Origin of the sequence: Streptomyces sp. NPDC001678 (assembly GCF_042892945.1) — a bacterium.
In the GTDB taxonomy this organism is placed as follows: Bacteria; Actinomycetota; Actinomycetes; order Streptomycetales; family Streptomycetaceae; genus Streptomyces.
In genome coordinates, this window is record NZ_JBIAUP010000001.1 from 128202 (window position 1) to 149322 (window position 21121).

The 21121-nt window shown below is 72.3% G+C and carries 20 protein-coding genes; 6 read left to right on the forward strand and 14 right to left on the reverse strand.

The features are described 5' to 3' along the window. Positions 1-121 precede the first annotated feature (121 nt). Positions 122-1408 carry an MFS transporter gene (locus ACFYZR_RS00625; RefSeq protein WP_391904310.1) on the forward strand — a complete coding sequence of 429 codons (1287 nt, stop codon included), beginning with the start codon at positions 122-124 and terminating at the stop codon, positions 1406-1408. Between the two features lie 6 nt (positions 1409-1414). Here ACFYZR_RS00625 and ACFYZR_RS00630 read toward each other — a convergent pair whose 3' ends face one another. The 4 genes from ACFYZR_RS00630 to uvrB form a co-directional block, all read right to left on the reverse strand. After that, positions 1415-2431: a TerC family protein gene (locus ACFYZR_RS00630; RefSeq protein ID WP_391902862.1), complete on the reverse strand. Its 1017-nt coding sequence runs from the start codon at positions 2429-2431 to the stop codon at positions 1415-1417. Between the two features lie 114 nt (positions 2432-2545). Next, complete coding sequence (locus tag ACFYZR_RS00635; RefSeq protein ID WP_391902865.1) at positions 2546-4780, reverse strand: TerD family protein; 2235 nt, start codon at positions 4778-4780, stop codon at positions 2546-2548. A gap of 68 nt (positions 4781-4848) precedes the next feature. Beyond that, entirely contained in the window at positions 4849-5427 is a 579-nt protein-coding gene (locus tag ACFYZR_RS00640) for a TerD family protein (RefSeq protein ID WP_391902867.1), read from the reverse strand. A gap of 179 nt (positions 5428-5606) precedes the next feature. Continuing rightward, positions 5607-7745, reverse strand: coding sequence for an excinuclease ABC subunit UvrB (uvrB, locus tag ACFYZR_RS00645; RefSeq protein WP_391902870.1), 2139 nt, complete (start codon positions 7743-7745; stop codon positions 5607-5609). A 265-nt stretch (positions 7746-8010) separates the two neighbouring features. Between uvrB and ACFYZR_RS00650 the strand changes: the two genes are divergently transcribed. The 3 genes from ACFYZR_RS00650 (at position 8011) to ACFYZR_RS00660 (ending at position 10017) form a co-directional block, all read left to right on the forward strand. Beyond that, positions 8011-9009: a glycerophosphodiester phosphodiesterase gene (locus tag ACFYZR_RS00650; RefSeq protein ID WP_391902873.1), complete on the forward strand. Its 999-nt coding sequence runs from the start codon at positions 8011-8013 to the stop codon at positions 9007-9009. A gap of 71 nt (positions 9010-9080) precedes the next feature. Further along, positions 9081-9632 carry a methylated-DNA--[protein]-cysteine S-methyltransferase gene (locus tag ACFYZR_RS00655; RefSeq protein WP_391904314.1) on the forward strand — a complete coding sequence of 184 codons (552 nt, stop codon included), beginning with the start codon at positions 9081-9083 and terminating at the stop codon, positions 9630-9632. A gap of 103 nt (positions 9633-9735) precedes the next feature. After that, positions 9736-10017 (forward strand): DUF6343 family protein, encoded by a 282-nt coding sequence (locus tag ACFYZR_RS00660; RefSeq protein ID WP_391902876.1) that lies wholly within the window; start codon positions 9736-9738, stop codon positions 10015-10017. A 45-nt stretch (positions 10018-10062) separates the two neighbouring features. Here the strand turns inward: ACFYZR_RS00660 and ACFYZR_RS00665 are convergent, their stop codons facing one another. From ACFYZR_RS00665 to rpsA, 7 genes are all read right to left on the reverse strand, one after another. Beyond that, on the reverse strand, positions 10063-10389 hold the full coding sequence (locus ACFYZR_RS00665; protein WP_391902879.1) for a hypothetical protein: 327 nt from the start codon (positions 10387-10389) through the stop codon (positions 10063-10065). Between the two features lie 27 nt (positions 10390-10416). After that, complete coding sequence (locus tag ACFYZR_RS00670) at positions 10417-11151, reverse strand: WXG100 family type VII secretion target (RefSeq protein WP_391902881.1); 735 nt, start codon at positions 11149-11151, stop codon at positions 10417-10419. Between the two features lie 7 nt (positions 11152-11158). Beyond that, complete coding sequence (locus ACFYZR_RS00675; protein WP_391902884.1) at positions 11159-11497, reverse strand: type VII secretion target; 339 nt, start codon at positions 11495-11497, stop codon at positions 11159-11161. Between the two features lie 47 nt (positions 11498-11544). Further along, positions 11545-12123 carry a hypothetical protein gene (locus ACFYZR_RS00680; RefSeq protein ID WP_391902887.1) on the reverse strand — a complete coding sequence of 193 codons (579 nt, stop codon included), beginning with the start codon at positions 12121-12123 and terminating at the stop codon, positions 11545-11547. A gap of 221 nt (positions 12124-12344) precedes the next feature. Further along, the gene (gene coaE, locus ACFYZR_RS00685; protein ID WP_391902889.1) at positions 12345-12953 is read right to left on the reverse strand and encodes a dephospho-CoA kinase; all 609 of its coding nucleotides are present in this window, start codon (positions 12951-12953) and stop codon (positions 12345-12347) included. A 25-nt stretch (positions 12954-12978) separates the two neighbouring features. Beyond that, on the reverse strand, positions 12979-13923 hold the full coding sequence (locus ACFYZR_RS00690; RefSeq protein ID WP_311613273.1) for a PAC2 family protein: 945 nt from the start codon (positions 13921-13923) through the stop codon (positions 12979-12981). Positions 13924-14091: 168 nt separating this feature from the next. Then, positions 14092-15585, reverse strand: coding sequence for a 30S ribosomal protein S1 (gene rpsA / locus ACFYZR_RS00695; RefSeq protein ID WP_126913649.1), 1494 nt, complete (start codon positions 15583-15585; stop codon positions 14092-14094). A gap of 425 nt (positions 15586-16010) precedes the next feature. Here rpsA and ACFYZR_RS00700 point away from each other — a divergent pair, with 425 nt between their 5' ends. Next, complete coding sequence (locus tag ACFYZR_RS00700) at positions 16011-16814, forward strand: class I SAM-dependent methyltransferase (protein ID WP_391902893.1); 804 nt, start codon at positions 16011-16013, stop codon at positions 16812-16814. A gap of 148 nt (positions 16815-16962) precedes the next feature. Next, entirely contained in the window at positions 16963-19491 is a 2529-nt protein-coding gene (hrpB, locus tag ACFYZR_RS00705; protein WP_391902896.1) for an ATP-dependent helicase HrpB, read from the forward strand. A gap of 83 nt (positions 19492-19574) precedes the next feature. Here hrpB and ACFYZR_RS00710 read toward each other — a convergent pair whose 3' ends face one another. From ACFYZR_RS00710 to ACFYZR_RS00720, 3 genes are read right to left on the reverse strand one after another with little or no spacing between them, the layout of a single operon-like run. After that, positions 19575-19766, reverse strand: coding sequence for a hypothetical protein (locus ACFYZR_RS00710; protein WP_391902898.1), 192 nt, complete (start codon positions 19764-19766; stop codon positions 19575-19577). A gap of 16 nt (positions 19767-19782) precedes the next feature. After that, on the reverse strand, positions 19783-20784 hold the full coding sequence (locus tag ACFYZR_RS00715; protein WP_391902901.1) for a DUF3068 domain-containing protein: 1002 nt from the start codon (positions 20782-20784) through the stop codon (positions 19783-19785). 15 nt (positions 20785-20799) lie between these two features. Continuing rightward, complete coding sequence (locus ACFYZR_RS00720) at positions 20800-20934, reverse strand: SPW_0924 family protein (RefSeq protein WP_391902904.1); 135 nt, start codon at positions 20932-20934, stop codon at positions 20800-20802. Positions 20935-21121 lie beyond the last annotated feature (187 nt).

The following is a 21121-nucleotide window of genomic DNA, read 5'->3' on the forward strand; positions in this document are numbered from 1 at the left end:
CGTCCGCACACCGGGCGGACGGCGTTCTTCCGGCGCGCCCCCGGCAACGCCCCCGTACGCCCCGTTTCCCCCGCTCCAGGGGGAAGTTGGGCAGTACATGAATCGCGACCGACCTCCGGCCATGCTCCGCCTCGCGGCGGCGTCCATGGTCGGGACCGCCATCGAGTTCTACGACTTCTTCGCCTACGGCACCGCGGCCGCCCTCGTCCTGGGCCCGCTGTTCTTCCCCACCGTCTCCCCCCTCGTCGGCACCCTCGCCGCGTTCGGCACCTTCGGCGTCGGCTTCATCGCCCGCCCGCTGGGCTCGGTGTTCTTCGGGCACATCGGCGACCGGCTGGGCCGCCGCCCCGTACTCGTCTTCTCGCTGCTGCTGACGGGCATCGCCACCGTCGCCGTCGGCTTCGTCCCCACCTACCAGCGGATCGGCGTCGCCGCCCCGCTGCTGCTGCTCGTACTGCGCTTCCTCCAGGGTCTGGGAGTCGGCGGCGAATGGGGCGGCGCCGTACTGCTCACCACCGAACACGCCCCCGCCCATCGCCGGGTGCTGTGGTCGAGCTTTCCCCAGACCGGCCCGTCCGTGGGATTCCTGCTGGCCAACGGCATCACCCTGACCCTCTCGGCGACCCTCCCCGACGACCAGTTCCTGTCCTGGGGCTGGCGCGTGCCGTTCTGGGCGGCGGGCGTCCTGGCCGCGGCCGGCCTGCTGCTGCGCACCCAGCTGGCCGAGACCCCGGACTTCCGGGCGCTCACCGAGAACAAGAACCGCGCGACGCTCCCCTTCACCGAGGTCGTCCGCGGCCACTGGCGGCTCGTCCTGCTCACCGCCGGCGGGCTCTCCATCGGCTATTCCGTCTTCTACACGGTCACCACCTGGTCCCTCGCCTACGGCACCGAGCACCTCGGCGTCGACCGCACCCTCATGCTCGGCTGCGTCATGGTGGCGGTCGCCGTCTCCGGCGCGGCCACCCCCGTCGTCGCCCTCCTCGGCGACCGCTTCGGCCGCCGCACCCTGTGCCTGACCGGCTGCACCGCCGTGGCCCTGTGGATGTTCCCCCTCATGGGCCTGCTGCGCACCGGGCGCCCCCTGCTGATGCTGCTGGGCTTCGTCGTCGCGATGCTGGCCTTCATCACCGCCTTCGGCGTGGTCGGCGCGTATGTGCCCGAGCTCTACGAGGCCAGGGTGCGCTGCACCGGGGCCTCCGTCGGCTACAACCTCGCCGGCGTGCTCGGCGGTGCCGTCACCCCGCTGGTGGCGACCGCGACGGCCGGGTCGGGCGGGCCGCCCTGGGGTGTCGCCGCCTATCTCACCGGCATCGCCCTGCTGAGCCTGGGCTGCTTCCTGCTGCTGCCCGAGACCCACCCCGCCGCGCTCGCCTCCCGTCCGGCCACCGACCCCGCCCCGGCCTGAATTCCGTCAGACGCGGGCGCTCCGGCTGTCCTGTTCCCGCTCCCCCTCCGGGGAGCGGGCCTCCAGAGCCTCGGCCCGCGCCTGCCCGGCCGAGGCGCGCAGGCTGGTGATCGTGGTGACGATCAGCACGGCACAGATGACGCCGAGCGAGACCGGGATGCTGATCTCGGGGACCGCGACGCCGCTCTCGTGCAGGGCGTGCAGAACCAGCTTGACGCCGATGAAGCCGAGGATGACCGACAGGCCGTAGGAGAGGTGGACCAGCTTCTTCAGCAGCCCGCCTATCAGGAAGTACAGCTGTCGCAGACCCATGAGCGCGAAGGCGTTGGCGGTGAAGACGATGTACGGGTCCTGGGTGAGGCCGAAGATCGCCGGTATGGAGTCGAGGGCGAAGAGCACGTCCGTCGTACCGATCGCCAGCATGACGATCAGCATCGGGGTCATCAGCCGCTTGCCGTTCTCCACGATGAACAGCTTGGTGCCGTGGTAACGGTCGGTGGAGGGGAAGCGGCGCTCGACCAGCTTCAGGAAGCGGTTCTCCTCGAACTCTTCCTCCTCCTCGTCGGCCCGCGCCTCCTGGATCAGCTTCCAGGCCGTCCAGACCAGGAAGGCCCCGAAGAGATAGAAGATCCAGGAGAAGTTGGCGATGATCGCGGCGCCGGCACCGATGAAGGCGGCCCGCAGCACCAGGGCTATGAGCACGCCGACCATGAGCACTCGCTGCTGGTAGATCGACGGCACCGAGAACTTCGCCATGATCAGGACGAAGACGAAGAGATTGTCGACGCTCAGCGACTTCTCGGTGATGAAGCCCGCGAAGAACTCACCGGCGGGCTGCCCGCCCCCGAAGACGAGGAGCCCCAGCCCGAAGAGCCCCGCCAGGACCACCCAGACCGCCGTCCAGACCCCGGCCTCCTTGAGGGAGACCTCATGAGGCTTGCGGCCTCCGATGAAGAAGTCGGCGGCGACGAGGGCGCACAGACCGAGGATGGTCAGCACCCACAGGGTCAAGGAGACGTCCACTGTTCCTCCGGCACGTCGTACGGGCGTACGGCAAGTCCTCAGAACAGTACAGGAAGAGCCAAGGAATAGTAAAGAGAATCCCAAAACAGCAGGTCGGTGTGGGTTGGTTGCCAGTCAGATGCCGTACGCGCGCCGCGCCTGGCCGACCTGCCGCAGCACCTGCCCGACGACATCGCTCCCCGCGGGCACCCGCGACGGCTCGTACGTCCAGGCGTGCCCGACCCACGGGTCGGCGAGGTGGTCGTCCGGCACCGGCGTGATCCTCAGCAGCGAGCGCCACAACGGGTCCAGCACGGGCCCGTAGGCCCGCGCGTCGTCCCGGTCGGCCACCATCAGCAGATGGACGCCCACGGACGGCCCCTCGTCCGCCAGATAGCGCAGCTGGGTGACGGCACGGTCGTCGAAACCGTGCGGGAAGTCGTTGACGATCAGCAGCTGCTCGCCCGTGTCGAGGTCCGGGGGCAGCGAGTCCAGGGCGCGGTTGCGCACCGCCATCTGCACCAGGTCGACCCTGCGGGTCAGGCGTGCCAGCACGTCCGACACCCCGCGCGCACCGGTGGAAGGCGGCTCCTTCAGCGCCCCGCTCTCCAACAGCGGAGCCAGGGCCGGGCCCGCCGCTCCGGCCGGGTCGATGACGTGGAGCGTGTAGTCCCCCACGGGGTGGACGGCCAGCAGCCGCACGGCGTGCGCGACCGCGCAGTCCATGGCCAGCCTGCGCAGCTCGGCCGAGTCCGGCAGGCCCGCGTCCCGGCCGCCGGACCGGCCCGCGTCGATCCACAGGCCGCGCTCCAGCGGCAGCCGCACCAGCATGGGAATGCGCAGGCCGGGGCGCTCCGGCAGGTGCAGATCACCCAGCCGCAGCGCCATCGGGGCCGACAGCGGCACCTGGTAGCCCTGCCAGACGGGGCTGTCCCAGCGGGCGTAGGCGGGCGGCAGGGCGTGCTCGACGACCTCGGCCTCCGCGACGAGCTGGGCGAGGTCCCGGTCGAGCACGGACCGCGCCCGGTCGACCAGCTCGGCGTGGCGGGCGCGGGCCTCCTCGCGGGCCGTGTCCGCCGCCGGGCCGACGCGGGTGGCGGGATCGGAGAGGACCCGGTCCAGCTCCTGCTCCAGACGGGACTCCGCGAAGTCGACCGCGCTGCGGTAGGCGGCGACCGTCCGGGTCAGGTCCTCGAACATGCCCCAGACCTGGTTGTAGAGCCGCTCGTCCATGGACCAGCCGGTGGCGTCGCCCGCGACGGGCCCCGGCGTTCCCGTCCCGGACGTTCCGGGCCCGGACGTTCCAGTGCCAGGCGTTCCGGGCTCGTCGGCCGGGGCGCGGTCAGGGTGCCGGTCCGTGGCCGGGGACGCCGACGCCAGTGCCGGCTCGCGCGGCGCCGAGGACGGCGTCGAGGACGGCTCCGGGCCCGCCGCCGGGGCCTGCGGCCCGCTCTGGCGGCGCGGGTGCCGGTAGCTGATGGGGCCGGCGGAGGGCGGGGCCGCCTGGGCCCGTACCGCGGCCCGGTCCTGCGTGGCGGCGGACTCGGGCGCGGCCAGGGCCGGTACAGCGGCGGACCCGCCCTCGTCCCGGCCGCGCGCGGCGCCGGTCCCGGTCGCGGCCGCGTCACCCCGCTCCGGCACGTCGGCCGCCGGGGGCGCGCCGTCGCCGGGCGCAGTTTCGGCGCAGGCCGGCTCGACGTGAGCGGGCTCGATGTGAGCGGGCTCGATGTGAGCGGGCTCGGCTGGTGCCGACTCGACGCGGGCCTGCTCGACGCGAGCCGGCTCGCTACGGACAGGCGGTGCCGCGACCGCGCGGGCCATGCCCCGGGCTACCGCCTCGTCGATGCCGGCGGCCAGCTCGGCCGCCCCGGGCAGGCCCTGGTCGTGGAGCATCGCGGCCAGGCCTCCCGCGTACCCCTGGCCGACCGCGCGCACCTTCCAGGCGCCCTGCCGGCGGTAGAGCTCAAGGGCGACGACCGCCGACTCGGCGTCCAGCCCGGTGACCGTATAGCTGGCGATCTCGGTGCCGTCCGTGCCCGTCACGGCGAGGAACGGGGCCGCGATGGCGCCGAAGCGCGCCGGGGCCGACGTCACGGACGGGAGGGCGAGCACCACGGTGAGCCGGTGGGCGGCCTCCGGGACGGCGTCCAGGTCGACCGCCATCCGGTGTTCCGCGGCGGCCTGTCCGGACACCTCCAGCCCGGGGAGCCTCGGCGAGGCGGGGTGCGCGACCCACTGGGCGTCGGTCACCCTGCCGTCCGCGTCGCCCAGCGTCGCACCCGCCACCACCGGGTGGCCCGCCGAGACCCGGATCTCCAGTCGAGTACCGGGCAGTGGGTGGTTCTGCCCCCGCACCAGCTCGGCCGTCATCGCCGCTTCCCCCTATGTCGCGCCATGTCGTGCTCGTCGTGTCGTGCCGCCCTCGTCCGCGAGGGCGGTTACAGAACCGCCTGGATCTCCGCCAGCAGGTCCTGGAACGTCCGGCCGTTGGCCGGGGTGCCGATGGCCGTCATCTGCCAGCCGTCGCCCACGCGGTGCACCTTGGCCATGATCTGCGCGGTGTACGGGCCGCCGCCGTCCAGGGTGTAGCGGGCCAGCTCCTGGCCGGTGGTCTCGTCGACCAGGCGGCAGAAGGCGTTGCGGACCTCGGCGAAGGTCTGGCCGGTGAACGAGTTCACCGTGAACACGATCTGATTGATGTGCACCGGGACGCGCTGGAGGTCGACGAGGATCGACTCGTCGTCACCGCCCTGACCGGCGCCGCCGACCAGGTTGTCGCCGGTGTGGCGCACCGAGCCGTCCTTGCTGACGAGCTGCTGGAAGAAGGCCACGTCGACCGGCTGCTTGTCGGCGAAGAGCACCGCCGACGCGTCGAGGTCGATCTCCTTCGTCCGCGTCCCGAACAGCCCGCGGCGGGGGGCCGCCTGCCAGCCCAGCCCCATCCGCACCGCGGTCAGGGTGCCCCCGTCGGCCTTCTGAAGGCTGATGCCCTGGCCCTTGGACAAGTTGACCGTCACGCGCAGTCCCTCTCTCGTTGGCTGTGCCCCCGGGGCCGCACGTGTTTCGTGCGGCCGTCTTCACATACGACCCTATGCACACGCGACGGTCGCGTACGCGTCCGGGAGGGGTTTGTGGCGGTCTTGCAACATGCTCCGTACCAGGTCGGACAGCCTGGGATATGCTGTCGCGCCGCTCGTCAGGCCAGCCCCGCCTCGCGCATCTGCCGCAGCTCCTTCTTCAGCTCGCCCACCTCGTCACGCAGCCGTGCGGCGACCTCGAACTGGAGCTCCGCCGCGGCGGCGCGCATACGGTCGGTCATGTCCTCGATGAGCTGGGCCAGTTCCGCGGCGGGGCGGTCCGTGAGCACCGCTTCCGCGGCCTTCGCCTTGCCCTTGCCCTTGGCGGCCTTCCCCTTGCCGGCCGGAGCCGTCGGGACGGGGGCCTTCGCCTGGTCCTTGCCGGGCTTGCGGTAGCCCGTGCCCAGCAGCTCCTCGGTGTCGAGCTCCTCGCGGGCGAGGGAGGCCACGATGTCGCCGATCTTCTTGCGGAGCGGCTGGGGGTCGATGCCCCGCTCCTTGTTGTAGGCGATCTGCTTCTCGCGACGGCGGTTGGTCTCGTCGATGGCCTTCTCCATCGCGGGAGTGATCTTGTCGGCGTACATATGGACCTGTCCGGAGACATTGCGCGCCGCGCGGCCGATGGTCTGGATCAGGGACGTCCCGGAGCGCAGGAATCCCTCCTTGTCGGCGTCGAGGATGGCCACCAGCGACACCTCGGGCAGGTCGAGGCCCTCGCGCAGCAGGTTGATGCCGACCAGGACGTCGAACTCGCCGGCGCGCAGCTCGCGCAGCAGCTCGACCCGGCGCAGCGTGTCGACGTCGCTGTGGAGGTAGCGCACCTGGATGCCGAGCTCCAGGAAGTAGTCGGTGAGGTCCTCGGCCATCTTCTTGGTGAGGGTGGTCACGAGGACGCGCTCGTCGCGCTCGGTGCGGGTGCGGATCTCGTGGACCAGGTCGTCGATCTGGCCCTCGGTCGGCTTGACGACGACCTCGGGGTCGACGAGACCGGTGGGACGGATGATCTGCTCGACGAAGCCGTCGCCGCGCGAGAGCTCGTAGGGGCCGGGCGTCGCGGAGAGGTAGACGGTCTGGCCGATGCGCTCGGTGAACTCCTCCCACTTCAGCGGGCGGTTGTCCATGGCGGACGGCAGGCGGAAACCGTGCTCGACGAGCGTGCGCTTGCGGGACGCGTCGCCCTCGTACATCGCGCCGATCTGCGGGACGGTGACGTGCGACTCGTCGATGACGAGGAGGAAGTCCTCGGGGAAGTAGTCGAGGAGGGTGTTGGGCGGGGAGCCGGGCTCGCGGTCGTCCATGTGCAGCGAGTAGTTCTCGATGCCCGAGCAGGATCCGACCTGGCGCATCATCTCGATGTCGTAGGTGGTGCGCATGCGCAGCCGCTGGGCCTCCAGGAGCTTGCCCTGCTTCTCCAGCTGGGCGAGGCGCTCCTCCAGCTCGCGCTCGATGCCCGCGATGGCCTTCTCCATCCGCTCCGCGCCGGCGACGTAGTGGCTGGCGGGGAAGACGTAGAGCTCCTGGTCGTCGGAGATGACCTCGCCGGTGAGCGGGTGGAGCGTGGAGAGCGCCTCGATCTCGTCGCCGAACATCTCGATGCGGACGGCCAGTTCCTCGTAGACCGGGAAGATCTCGATGGTGTCGCCGCGCACCCGGAAGGTGCCCCGGGTGAAGGCCAGGTCGTTGCGCGTGTACTGGATCTCGACGAAGCGGCGCAGCAGCGTGTCGCGGTCGATCTCCTCGCCGACCTTCAGCGGCACCATGCGGTCCACGTACTCCTGCGGCGTACCCAGGCCGTAGATGCAGGAGACCGATGCCACGACGATCACGTCACGCCGGGTGAGCAGCGAGTTCGTGGCGGAGTGGCGCAGCCGCTCGACCTCCTCGTTGATCGAGGAGTCCTTCTCGATGTAGGTGTCCGACTGCGGGACGTAGGCCTCGGGCTGGTAGTAGTCGTAGTACGACACGAAGTATTCGACGGCGTTGTTGGGCAGCAACTCGCGGAACTCGTTGGCGAGCTGGGCCGCGAGGGTCTTGTTGGGCGCCATGACGAGGGTGGGCCGCTGCAGCTTCTCGATCATCCACGCGGTGGTGGCCGACTTGCCGGTGCCGGTCGCGCCGAGGAGGACGACGTCCTTCTCCCCCGCGCGAATGCGGCGCTCCAGCTCCGCGATGGCCGTCGGCTGGTCGCCGCTGGGCTGGAAGGGGCTGACGACCTCGAAGGGCGCCACCTTGCGTTCGATCTTGGATACGGGCCGCATGAGACCACCGTACGGCCCACCACTGACAACGGCCTCGTCTCCCGTCCCCCGCCCCGTTCTCCCACCGGTCACGAGGCGAACGCCGGGCGAAATGTCGGCAAAGGGTCTCCGGCTCCGGCTGCCCCGGCGCTCGCGATCACGTACACGTTTGCTGTACCACTTTCCGTGCAGCAGGTACGACGTTCCGTGCACAGGTACGACGTTCCGTACGCGAGGGCCGGCGGCGCGACGGGCGTCCCGGCCCCGGACGCCGCGAGGAGCCCCCATGCGCATCCGCATCGCCCCCGCCGTGACCGGTGTGCTCGCCGGTCTGTCCCTCTCGACGCTCGCCTCCGTGCCCGCCCCCGGGGTCGCCGCGGCGACCGTGCGCGCCGCCGCCGAGGGCCCGGCCGCGCCCGTCGTCATCGGACACCGCGGGGTGCCCGCCGAGGCGCCGGAGAACACCCTGGCCTCGATCGACAGAGCGGCCCGGCTGGGCACCGTCTGGGTGGAGAACGATGTCCAGCGCACCAAGGACGGCGCCCTGATCGTCATGCACGACACCACCTTGGAGCGCACCACGGACGCCAAGCGGCGCTACCCCGCACGCGCCCCCTGGAAGGTCGCGGACTTCACGCTCGACGAGATCGAGAAGCTGGACGCCGGCAGCTGGTACGACAGCCGTTTCACCGGCGAACGGGTGCCCACGCTCGACCGCTATCTGCGCCGGGTCGACCACAACCACCAGAAGCTGCTGCTGGAGGTGAAGGCCCCGGAGCTCTACCCGGGGATCGAGCGGCAGATCGTGGCCGAGCTGCGCCGCTCCGGCTGGCTGGACCGGCCGCACATCGACGAGGGGCTGGTCGTCCAGAGCTTCAGCGCGCCGTCCCTGAAGACGCTGCACAAGCTCCGCCCCGACCTCAAGAAGGGCTTCCTGGGCGCCCCGAAGGCGGCCGACCTCCGCTCGTACGCCGAATTCGCCGACCAGATCAACCCGGACCACACGCGGATCACCGCCGACTGGGTCACCGCCGCCCATGCCCTCAACGGCCCGCACGGGCGGCGGCTCGAGGTCTGCGCGTGGACCGTCGACGACGAGGAGAAGGCGGTGGACCTCGCCCGGATGGGCGTGGACGGCATCATCAGCAACGCCCCCCACGTCATCGCCGCCGCCCTGGACGACGACGGGGACGACCCGTCCCTCCTGAACGACGACGCCCGGCCCGGCCCGGACCCGGCCGGCGCCCCCGCCGACGAGGACGCGCCCCTCGACGACGCCGTCTGAGCCCCGGGGCCCCGGCAGGGGGCGCCCGGCCACGCTCTACGCTGGAGGGCGTGACGGACTCCGAGCGCCCCCTGCCGCCCGGCCCCCGGGCCTGGGCGTGGTCGACGACCGACTCGCCCGTCGGTCCCCTGGGCCTCGCCGCGACCCCGGACGGCCTGCTGAGCGTCGTCTTCCACGCCGACGCCGGCACGATCGAACGGACCCTGCCCCACCTGGAACGGCACCTGGGCGCCGCCCCCATGGCGGCGCCCTCCGCCTGCCACGACGTCCTCACCGAGGCCGCGGAGCAGCTCCGGGCCTACTTCGCGGGCCGCCTCCGCGTCTTCTCCGTGCCCCTGGACTGGTCCCTCACCTCCGGCTTCAACCGCCGCACCCTGCGCGAGCTCCTCGCCCACGTCCCCTACGGCACGGTCGTCGCCTACCAGGACCTCGCCACCCGCCTGGGCGACCCCGGCGCGGCCCGCGCGGTCGGCGTGGCCATGGGAAGCAATCCGCTGCCCATCGTGGTGCCCTGCCACCGCGTCATCGGGAGCGACGGCGGCCTGGGCGGCTTCGGCCCCGGCCTGGAGGCCAAGCGGGTCCTGCTGTCGCTGGAAGGGGTCCTTCCGGAGCCGCTGTTCTAAGCCACGCCGCTCTGAACCCCGCCGTTCCGGACCTCGCCGTTCCGCGCCCCGCCGCTCCGGACCGCCGCTGCCGAGGGATGCTGGAAGCGGGAGATGGTGCGCCATGCGTACGGGCAACGAACCCATGACGGCGCGCAGCCCGCTGCGGCTGCGGTGCGGGCTGGCGTCCTTCGGGCTGGTGTGGACGGCCGCCGGGACGGCGCTCTTCGCGCTGGCGGGGCGGCCGGGGTGGGCGATCGCGTGCGGGGTGGTGATGCTCGTGACCGTGGTCGACCTGGTCGTGATCGTCCGGCACATCCGGCAGGGGCCGCACTACCAGCCGGGCCGGGACGTCCCACCGTATGAGCCCGTCAAGCCTCCAAACCACCCCGGAAGGAATTCCTAGCCCTATTTCCTGGCCCTGTGCGGCTCCCTGGCCCTGTACGGCTTCCTAGCCCTGTGCGGCCGGCGGCTCGGCGCGGGCCGCCAGGAAGCGGCGGGCCTCGGCCGTCCGCTCCTCCCGCTGCTCCGGCGAGAGGCGCTCCCAGGCCTCCCGGGCGGTCTCCACGCTCTCGGTGAGCGCGTCGGAGTACGCGCCGACCCGTACCGCCTCATGGAGGCGCATCCGGCCGGAGAGGACCTCCTGGGCCATCTCCCGCAGGACCTCACCGCCGCTGCCGCCGGCGAGGTGCCGAAGCGCCTCGTGGACGACGCGGGCCCGGGCCCGGTCGCGGCCGGGAGTCACGAATTCCTCGAATCCGACGTGGTGCTCCGGCATTCCGCCGCCGCTCCTTCTCTCCCGGCGTCAGACCGCCGGGTGGTCGTACCCCGTACGCGGCAACGGAAAGGCGCCGAGGGAGGCCGCGATCTCGCCGCCCGTGCGCCCGATCGCCGCGCAGCCGACGTTCATGGCCACTTGCGCCGCGTTGAGGAGATTGGTCATCGCGGTCCATTCCTTGAGGACGGTCTCCGCCTCGGCGGCGCCGAGCGCGTATCCCATCGCGGCGCCCCATCCGGTCCATCCGGAGGCGGCGGAGGCCGCGATGGCGATGGACAGGGTGATGAGCGCGTCCAGCATCGCGCCGAGGCACGCGGCGACGGCCTCGCCCGTGTACGCCACCGACCGGGCGATCTCCCGGTATTCGTCGTCGATCGCGTACAGGGCGTCCCGCGCGTCCTCCAGGTTCTTGCGCAGGGCCTCGAAGTAGCCGTGCGCGGCGTCGGCCGCGTTGCCCTGCCAGCTCACGCGGACGGCCCCGGTGCCGGACCCGAGGTTCCTGGCGAGGGCGTCGCAGGAATGCCCCAGGTTCCGCCAGACGTCGGCGCACCGGGCATACGCCTCCCAGTCCCCGGCGAGGGCGTGCTTCGCGTATTCCATCGGGTCGCCCGGCACCATCAGCTCGGCCAGTTTCAGGAACCATCCGGCCGGGCTGAGGAAGTCCCCGACGTCGTTGACGGGTTTCAGCGGATGGACGAACTCCGCGGGCTTCCGGGGCGGGGTGAGGTGCCGGGTCGGCTCGGCCACGTCGGCGAAGTCCATGACCGGGTCAGCGCCCCGCCCGGCCGTGGGCCGTGTCCCGGCCGTAGGCCGCGTCCGTCTCGGCGGCGACCGCGAGGTCGGTGCGCCGGTAGTACGAGGCCGCGGCGCCCAGTTCCCGCGCCGACTCCCCGAGTACGGCGGTCAGCCGGTCGAGGGTGCGCAGCACGGTGTCCCGCACGTCGGTGTGCTGTCCCGCGAGCAATCCCAGCAGTCCGTGTTCCATGAAGTCGAGCGAGGTGAATCCCTTGGTGTAGGAGGCCATTTCCGAGGCGTCCTGCGCGCCCCTGCCCACCTGCCGGGAGAATGCCTCCAGCCGTCCCGTCTCCACCTGAAGTCGCCCGGACACAGCAGCCCTTTCTCCGTCGATGTGAATCCGGTCAATGTGAGCGCACGTCACGGCGACACGCATGCCAGCAGGAAGCACGCCAGCATGCCCATGCCTCCCACCCTGCGCAGCCATCGGACGTGTTCCGCCACCTCGGCCCTGCGCAGCATTTCCCGGACCGCCTTGAACTGCCCGATGGTCCTGGGGTGGAATCCGGCGACGACGAGCATGACGCCGTGGGCCATGACCGGAAGCGCCATGAAGAGAAGGATCAGCCACTCCCAGAAGGCGCGCGGGCTGATGAGGGAATAGGAGCCCCATTCCCGGTACACCTTCACCCGTTCCCCGGGGACGTACGCGCCGTCGATCTCGGCGTCCGTCAGCACCGCGCCGCCGTCCGCGGGGCGGAACACCCCGTCGCAGCTGGTGCCTTCATGGCCACTGCCCCGGTGCGTGGTTTGGCAGTGACCGATGGTCATGGTCCCCTGGTGGTCCGCGAAGCCGAAGGCCTTCACCGCGGACGTGGCGGTGAACTCCATGAGCAGCAGTCCGGCCACGACGAGACAGACCCCGCCGAGGCGGGTCTTGATCCTCGGCCGGGGTGTGGGCGCGAAGGGACTCGCGCCGAGCAGTTCCGGCATGGCCATGGTCGTCGTTCCCCTTCGGAGCAGCCGCGCTGTGACGCCGTTCGGGGCGACACGCTAGCGACGCGGAGGGGAAGTGATGACGCGGTGCGGCGGCCCGACGACCGCTCGCGTCAGCGGCGTACGAACGCGGAGGGCCCGTACGAAGGGCTCGCCGAGAGCCGGACGAGGCGCCGCCGCCCGTCGGCGGTGCTCACCCCGTCTCACCCGATCTGATGAACGGCTCAGCCGGACCGCTTCGCCGCCCGCTCGCGCAGCTGCTCCCAGACGGCCCTGACCTGGGGCTCCAGCGCCTCCAGCGGGCCGTCGTTGTCGATGACGAGGTCCGCCACGGCCAGGCGCTCCTCCCGTGTGGCCTGGGCGGCCATCCGGGCGCGGGCCTCGTCGGGGGTCATGCCCCGCAGCCGGACGAGCCGCTCCAGCCGGGTGTCGGTGCCGGCGTCGATGACCACCACCAGGTCGTAGAGAGGGGCGAGCCCGTTCTCGGCGAGGAGGGGGACGTCGTGGACGACGACGGCGTCCGGGCCGGCGGCGGCCTCCAGCTCGGCCGAGCGGGCGCGGACCAGGGGGTGCACGATGGCGTTGAGGGCGGCGAGCCGGTCCTTGTCGGCGAAGACGACGGCGCCCAGCGCGGGCCGGTCGAGGGTGCCCTCGGCGGTGAGGACGCCGGGGCCGAACTCGGCGACCACCGCCGCGAGTCCGGGCGTGCCCGGCTCCACCACTTCCCTCGCGATGCGGTCCGAGTCGACGACGACCGCTCCGTACGACGCGAGGAGCCGCGACACCTCGCTCTTGCCCGCGCCGATCCCGCCCGTGAGGCCCACCTTCAGCATGGGCCCCACGCTATCGGGCCGGGTGTCAGCGGCCTCCGTCACCCTCCCGGTCGGCGAGGAAACGCTCGAATTCGGCGCCCAGTTCATCGGCGGAGGGCAGTTCGACGGGCTCGGCGACGAGGTTGCCCCGGGTCTCGGCCCCGGCCACCGCGTCGTACTGGTGCTCAAGGCCCCGGACGAGCGCGATCAGCTCCTCGTCGCCCTCGCCGAGCTGGCGCTCGATCTCCTCCTGGGTGCGGTGCGCCGCGGTGCGCAGAGCGTGCGCGGCGTCGGGCAGGACCAGCCCCGTGGCGGCGGTGACCGCCTCCAGGGCCGTCAGCGCCGCGTCGGGGTAGGGCGAGCGGGCGACGTAGTGGGGGACGTGGGCGGCGACGCCCAGGACGTCGTGGCCGGCCTCGGCGAGGCGGTACTCGACGAACGACTCGGCGCTGCCGGGCACCTGGGCCTCGTCGAAGTAGCTGCGGTGACCGGGCATCAGGTCCGTGCGGTTGCCGTGAGGGGTGATGCCGACGGGCCGGGTGTGGGGGACGCCCATGGGGATGCCGTGGAAGTTGACGGCCAGCCGTACGCGGAGCCGCTCCACGAGCAGGCGTACGGCGGCGGCGAAGCGCTCCCACTCCACGTCCGGCTCGGGGCCGGTGAGCAGGAGGAACGGGGCGCCCGTGGCGTCCTGCACCAGGTACAGCTCCAGCTTCGGCGTCTCGTACTCGGTCCAGCGGTCGCGCTGGAACGTCAGCAGCGGGCGCCGCGCGCGGTAGTCGATGAGCCGGTCGTGGTCGAAGCGGGCCACGACCTGGTGCGGCAGGTCGCCCAGCAGCCGCTTGACGATCAGCTCGCCCGTCTCACCGGCGTCGATATAGCCCTCGAAGTGGTAGAGCATGACCAGTCCGGCCGTGTCCTGGGCCAGAGCCAGGTCGGCCACGGCGAGCCCCTTGGGCTCCCATTCGTACAAACCCTGCGGATCCATCACGGTGACCGTTCCTCCTCATGTTCCTTGGGAGAGAACGCTCTTGAGGGCCGTGACCATTCCCGCCCCGGCCCAAAGGACCGAGGGCGGGCAAACGCGCGTAAGGCCCGCTCTCCAAGGAGAGCGGGCCTTACGTCGGTCAGCTATTCAGCTGCGCTGTCGGTCAGAGCCTCAGCTCTGGCCGCCGGCGAGCTTCTCGCGCAGGGCGGCGAGAGCCTCGTCCGACGCCAGGGCGCCGGAGGTGTCGGCCGACTCCGAGGAGTACGAGCCACCGGCCGGAGCGGCCTGCGCGGCGTCCTGGTCACCGGCGGCGGCAGCCTCGGCGTCCGCCTCGCGGGACTTGATGACCTGCGCCTGGTGCTGCTCGAAGCGCTGCTGCGCCTCGGCGTACTGGCGCTCCCACTCCTCGCGCTGCTTCTCGTAGCCCGGCAGCCAGTCGTTGGCCTCGGGGTCGAAGCCCTCGGGGTAGATGTAGTTGCCCTGGTCGTCGTAGGACGCGGCCATGCCGTACAGGGTCGGGTCGAACTCGACCACGGACGGGTCGGCACCGAAGGACTCGTTGGCCTGCTTCAGCGAGAGGCTGATGCGACGACGCTCGAGGTCGATGTCGATGACCTTGACGAAGATCTCGTCGTTGACCTGGACGACCTGCTCCGGGATCTCCACGTGGCGCTCGGCCAGCTCGGAGATGTGGACCAGGCCCTCGATGCCCTCGTCGACGCGCACGAACGCACCGAACGGAACGAGCTTGGTGACCTTACCCGGGACGACCTGACCGATCTGGTGGGTCCGGGCGAACTGCTGCCACGGGTCTTCCTGGGTGGCCTTGAGCGACAGGGAGACGCGCTCGCGGTCCATGTCGACGTCCAGGACCTCGACCGTGACCTCCTGGCCGACCTCGACGACCTCGGACGGGTGGTCGATGTGCTTCCAGGACAGCTCGGAGACGTGGACGAGACCGTCGACGCCGCCCAGGTCCACGAAGGCACCGAAGTTGACGATGGAGGAGACGACGCCGGAGCGCACCTGACCCTTCTGGAGGGTGGTGAGGAAGGTCTGGCGGACCTCGCTCTGGGTCTGCTCCAGCCAGGCGCGGCGGGACAGGACCACGTTGTTGCGGTTCTTGTCCAGCTCGATGATCTTGGCCTCGAGCTCCTTGCCCACGTAGGGCTGGAGGTCGCGGACACGACGCATCTCGACCAGGGAGGCCGGCAGGAAGCCACGGAGGCCGATGTCGAGGATGAGACCACCCTTGACGACCTCGATGACGGTACCGGTGACGATGCCGTCCTCTTCCTTGATCTTCTCGATGGTGCCCCAGGCACGCTCGTACTGGGCGCGCTTCTTCGAGAGGATCAGGCGACCTTCCTTGTCCTCCTTCTGGAGAACAAGGGCCTCGATCTCGTCGCCGACCTTGACGACCTCGTTCGGGTCGACGTCGTGCTTGATCGAGAGCTCGCGGGAGGGGATGACACCCTCGGTCTTGTAACCGATGTCGAGCAGGACCTCGTCCCGGTCGACCTTCACGATGACGCCGTCGACGATGTCGCCGTCGTTGAAGTACTTGATCGTCTCGTCGATCGCGGCGAGGAAGGCTTCCTCGTTACCGATGTCGTTGACCGCAACCTGCGGGGTGGTGGCGGTGGTCTCGGTGCTGCTCGTCATGTGGGAAAGGGCTCCGGTACGGACATTGAAGTCGTAGGTACTGCTACGCCGAGAGCCCGTATCGCACTGCCGAAGCCGGACAGCCTTGGAGGCGCACTCTCCGTAAAGAGCTTCTGACCCGGCGGAACCGGGAGCGCCTCGACAACCGAGGGGACATACAACAAGTGCGAGCGCGGCCTGCTACGTCTGAGGCGCGCAGGCCCGCGGCGCAACTTGTAGCATACGGGGGCAGCCGGACACGGTCAATGCGCGAAGGCGCACACCCGGGACGAATCGCGGCAATTCCGGCACAACTCGGGTCGTGCGAGGCCACGAGGGCCCCGAAGCACCCCCGCACGCCACCCCCGGGACCGCCCGGAGGGCTCCGTGCCGTCATGCTCGGGCGAGAACCTGCAAAGATCGAGCGCGACCGCCGGGATGATCAGATGACCCAAGAATACGAGCCCGAGGCCACCCGCCGTGAGAGCGGCGAGACCGAGAGCAGCCGGGCCAGTCGTGGCTGGTGGGACCGCAACGCGGACGAGTACCAGAACGAGCACGGCGGCTTCCTCGGCGACGACCGCTTCGTCTGGGGGCCGGAGGGCCTCGACGAGGCGGAGGCCGCCCTGCTGGGCCCGGCGGAGTCGCTGGGGGGCCTGGACGTCCTGGAGATCGGCGCCGGCGCGGCCCAGTGCTCGCGCTGGCTGGCCGGGCGGGGCGCCCGCCCCGTGGCCCTCGACCTGTCCCACCGGCAGCTCCAGCACGCCCTGCGGATCGGCGCGGACTTCCCCCTCGTGGAGGCCGACGCCTGCGCCCTGCCCTTCGCGGACGGCTCCTTCGACCTGGCCTGCTCGGCCTACGGGGCGATTCCCTTCGTCGCCGACCCGGTGCGGCTGATGCGCGAGGTGCGGCGGGTGCTGCGGCCCGGCGGCCGCTGGGTGTTCTCCGTGACCCACCCCATCCGCTGGGCGTTCCCGGACGAGCCCGGGCCCGAGGGGCTGTCCGTGGCCGCGTCGTACTTCGACCGCACGCCGTACGTGGAGCAGGACGAGACGGGACGGGCGGTCTATGTGGAGCACCACCGCACGATCGGCGACCGGGTGCGCGACGTGGTGGCGGCGGGCTTCCGACTGGTCGACCTGGTCGAGCCGGAGTGGCCCGCGTGGAACCAGCAGGAGTGGGGCGGCTGGTCCCCGCTGCGGGGGCATCTGATTCCGGGGACGGCGATCTTCGTGTGCGAGCGCGACTGACCCTGCGGGTGGCTTCCGGGGACGGCGGGTTCCCGAGACGGCGGTTTGTCGACCGCGGGCCGCCGATGGCTGATCGCGCAGTTCCCCGCGCCCCTTACGGGGCGCATCCGATACGGGGTGTGTCCGGGCCTGGGCGAGACTTAGGCACGTGATCCGCACCGACGCTCTCGCCCAGTTGCCCGTACGCACCGCCCTTCCCGCGCTCGTCCGCGCGCTGGACGGGCACGGGGCGGCCGTGCTGTGCGCGCCGCCCGGTACCGGCAAGACGACGCTCGTACCGCTGGCGCTGGCGGGCCTGACGGGTTCCGGGCCGGTACGCCGCGTCCTGGTCGCCGAGCCCCGCCGTATCGCCGCGCGCGCCGCCGCGCGGCGCATGGCGTGGCTGCTGGGCGAGGAGGCCGGCGGCCGGGTCGGCTTCACCGTGCGCGGCGAGCGCAGGGCCGGGCCCTCGACCGTGGTGGAGGTCGTCACCACCGGTGTCCTGCTCCAGCGTCTCCAGCGCGACCCGGAGCTCGCCGGAGTCGACGTCGTGGTGCTCGACGAGTGCCACGAGCGGCATCTGGACGCCGACACGGCGGCCGCCTTCCTCCTGGACGTCCGGGCCGCGCTGCGCCCGGAGCTGCGTCTGGTGGCCGCGTCGGCGACGACGGACGCCGAGGGCTGGGCCCGGCTGCTGGGCGGCGCGCCGGTGGTGGAGGCGCGGGGGGTGTCGCACCCCGTGGAGGTGGTGTGGGCGCCGCCGGAGCGCGCGATACGGCCGCCGCACGGCATGCGCGTGGATCCCGCGCTGCTGGAGCACGTGGCCGCCGTGGTGCGGCGGGCGCTGCGCGAGCGGGAGGGCGACGTGCTGTGCTTCCTGCCCGGTGTGGGCGAGATCGGCCGGGTGGCCGGGCTCCTCGGCGCGGGCCCCGGCGGGGCGGAGGTGCTCCAGGTGCACGGGCGGGCCCCGGCCGCCGTGCAGGACGCGGTGCTGGCCGGTGGCACCGGTGCGCGGCGCGTGGTGCTGGCGACCTCGGTGGCCGAGTCGAGCCTGACCGTGCCGGGCGTACGGGTCGTGGTGGACGCCGGGCTGGCCCGGGAGCCGCGCATGGACCACGCCCGGGGGCTGAGCGCGCTGACGACCGTACGGGCGTCCCGGGCGTCCGGGCGGCAGCGGGCGGGCCGTGCGGGGCGTGAGGCCCCGGGGACGGCGTACCGCTGTTGGACGGAGGCGGACGAGACGCGGCTGACCGCGTTCCCGGCGGCGGAGATCACGGTGGCGGACCTGACGGCGTTCGCCCTTCAGGCCGCCTGCTGGGGCGATCCCGACGCGACCGGGCTCGCGCTGCTCGACGCCCCGCCGGCCGGTGCGCTGGCGGCCGCCCGGTCGGTGCTGGCGGCCACGGGCGCGGTGGACGCCGACGGGAGGCCAACCGACCGGGGCCGGCGCATGGCGCGCCTGGGTGTGCACCCCCGGCTCGCGCGCGCCCTGCTGGACGGCGCGCGAGAGGTCGGCGCACGCCGGGCGGCGGAGGTCGTGGCGCTGCTGAGCGAGGAACCGCCGAGGGAGTACGGGGACGATCTGGCGGCGGCGTGGCGCTCCGCCCGGCGCGGGAACGACGCCTACGGCGCCCGCTGGCGCGTGGAGGCGCGCAGGTTGGAAAGTGCGCTGCGGAGCGTCTCCGAGGAGCCCGCCGCGGCCGTGTCCCGTGCGGACAGCGACGACGCCGTCGCCGGCCTGATCGCCGCCCTGGCGTTCCCCGAACGGGTGGCGCGGCTGCGTGGCGGGGCCTCGTACCTGATGGTGTCGGGCACCGGTGCCGAGCTGGGCGAGGGTTCCCGGCTGCGTACCGCGCCCTGGCTCGCGGTGGCCGTGGCGGACCGGCCCGTCGCCGCCGCGTCGGCGCGGGTGCGGCTGGGGGCCGTGATCGACGAGGAGACGGCGCGGGCGGCGGCGGGGGCGCTGTACGACGAGGGCGAGGAGGTGCGCTGGTCGGAGGAGCGGCGCGATGTCGTGGCGCGGCGCGTGGCCCGGCTGGGGGCGGTGGAGCTGACCGCGAGCGTGCTGGGCGCGCCTGATCCGGGGCTGGTGCGGGCGGCGCTGCTGGAGGGGCTGCGCCGTGAGGGCCTGGGGCTGCTGCGGTGGGGCGCGGAGGCGACGGCGCTGCGGCAGCGGCTGGCGTTCCTCCGCCGTGAGCTGGGCGAGCCGTGGCCGGAGGTGTCCGACGAGGCGCTGCTGGCGCGGGCGGACGAGTGGCTGGGCGTGGAGCTGGACCGGGCCCGCAGGCGCACGGATCTGGAGCGGCTGGACGCGGGCGCGGCGCTGGAGCGGCTGCTGCCGTGGGCGAGCGGTGACGCCGTGCGGCTTGGCGAGCTGGCGCCGGAGCGCATCGAGGTGCCGAGCGGTTCACGGATCCGGGTGGACTACGGCGGTGAGCAGCCCGTACTGGCGGTCAAGCTCCAGGAGCTCTTCGGGCTGCACGAGACGCCCCGGGTCGCGGGAGGACGGGTGCCCGTGCTCGTCCATCTGCTGTCCCCGGCGGGGCGTCCGGCGGCGGTCACCGCGGATCTGGCGTCGTTCTGGCGGGACGGCTACCGGTCCGTACGGGCCGAGCTGCGCGGCCGGTATCCGCGCCATCCCTGGCCGGAGGACCCGGCCTCGGCCGTCGCGACGCGCCGCACCAACGCCAGGCGCTAGCGCGCCGCGACGACCGGGGCCTGCCCGTTCCTCACGCCCGTCTTGCTACTCCTTGCGTTCGTCCCGTCCGCCGGCCCTGCCCGTCAGGGGAGGTAGCGCTCCAGGGCGGCGGCTCCCTTCTCCTCTATGTGACGCCTGGCCGCCTCGACGCGTTCGGGGGTCACGTCGTGGCCGGAGGCCATGACGAGGTCCTCGGGGTCGAAGGGCCGCTCGCCGCCGGTGTAGAGCCGGCTGGGGCGGGACGGGGTGGACGCGTCCTCCGGGGTCACTTTCACGGCGGGCCTCCTCTGCTCAGGCGACCCCTTCCGGGGTCACCCGTTCGGGTTTCCCTCCATCGTGTGCCCGGTGCGCCGCCGGCGCACGACGATCTCGGGCTTCGAGGGCGAGGGAGAGCGCGAGCAGGACGCCTCCGAGGGCGAGGAGGCCCCAGGGGAGGTAGCTGGTGAGCAGGAGTACGAGCTGCCGTTGCGTGGCCACGAGGGCGACGGTCGAGTCGACGTGGTCGGGGCGCATCTTCACATGGCCGGAGAAGGCGGGGATCGGTTCCTTGCCGGGAGCGCCGGTCCAGCGCATCTCCTCGCGGTGGATCTCCTCGCCGTTGACCGGGGCGCCGGTGACGGGGTCGACCCAGAACATGCGCCGGGTGGTGTACCAGCGTTCCAGGCCGAGCTGGCGGACGGTGTCGGGGCTGATGCCGAGCGGCAGCTTCCTGGGCAGGGGGACCTTGGTCCAGGGGATCGTCTGCTCGAAGTAGTAGACGTCCAGGCCGTGGAAGGTACGGGTGCCCTTGTAGTGGATGGGCGCGGAGGTGCGGGTCATCAGATCGAAGTAGCGGTAGTCGCGTTTCTCGACGAGGAACGGCCATTTGAACTCGATGCCGTCGCGGCGCACCGGGGTGCCGTCGACGTGTTCGCCGCCCGCGTGGACGGGCTCCTGGCTGTGGGCGTCGAAGACGTACCGCTCGGGGATCATGGAGACCATGGCGCCGTCGGGGCCGGCCGCGTAGGAGAGGGTGTCCCAGACGACGACGTCGCGGCCGGTCTCGTCGCGGACCTCGCGGGCCTTCTCGACGTTGCCCTTGAGGGTCTGGACCACGGTGAGGCGGGGGACGGTGCGGGGCTTGAGGGTGCCGTAGTCGATGAGGGTGGCGTTCTCGGCCTCCATGACGGCGGTCCGGTACTGGCCGGCCGGGACCTTGGCGAGGCGGGGGAAGGCGTACCAGCGCAGCAGGGGGGACAGCGCGGCGCAGAAGACCGCGAGTGCCAGCAGTACGAGGCTCGCCCATCGGCGCATGGCGGGGCCGCTCCGCTAGGGCCGGGCGGGGGCGGAGGTGAGCAGGGGCTCGGGGGAGGTCTCGCCCCCGGGCGGGCCGAGGGCCGTGACGGCGAGGACGACGGCGAGGGCGGCGGCCAGTCCGATGGCCGCGGCGGCCAGTGCGCGCATGCGGAGCCTCCCGGCGGATTCCCCTGGGCCTGACGAGGCGTCAGAGATGGGGCACGGTAGCAACGCCGGGCGCGGAAGAGAACAGCCCGTCCGGAAGAGAACCCGGAAGGCGACTCCGGAAGAGATCGACGCCGTACGGCAAGAGATCGACGCCGTACGGCCCGCCCCCGGAAGCGATCGTCCGGAA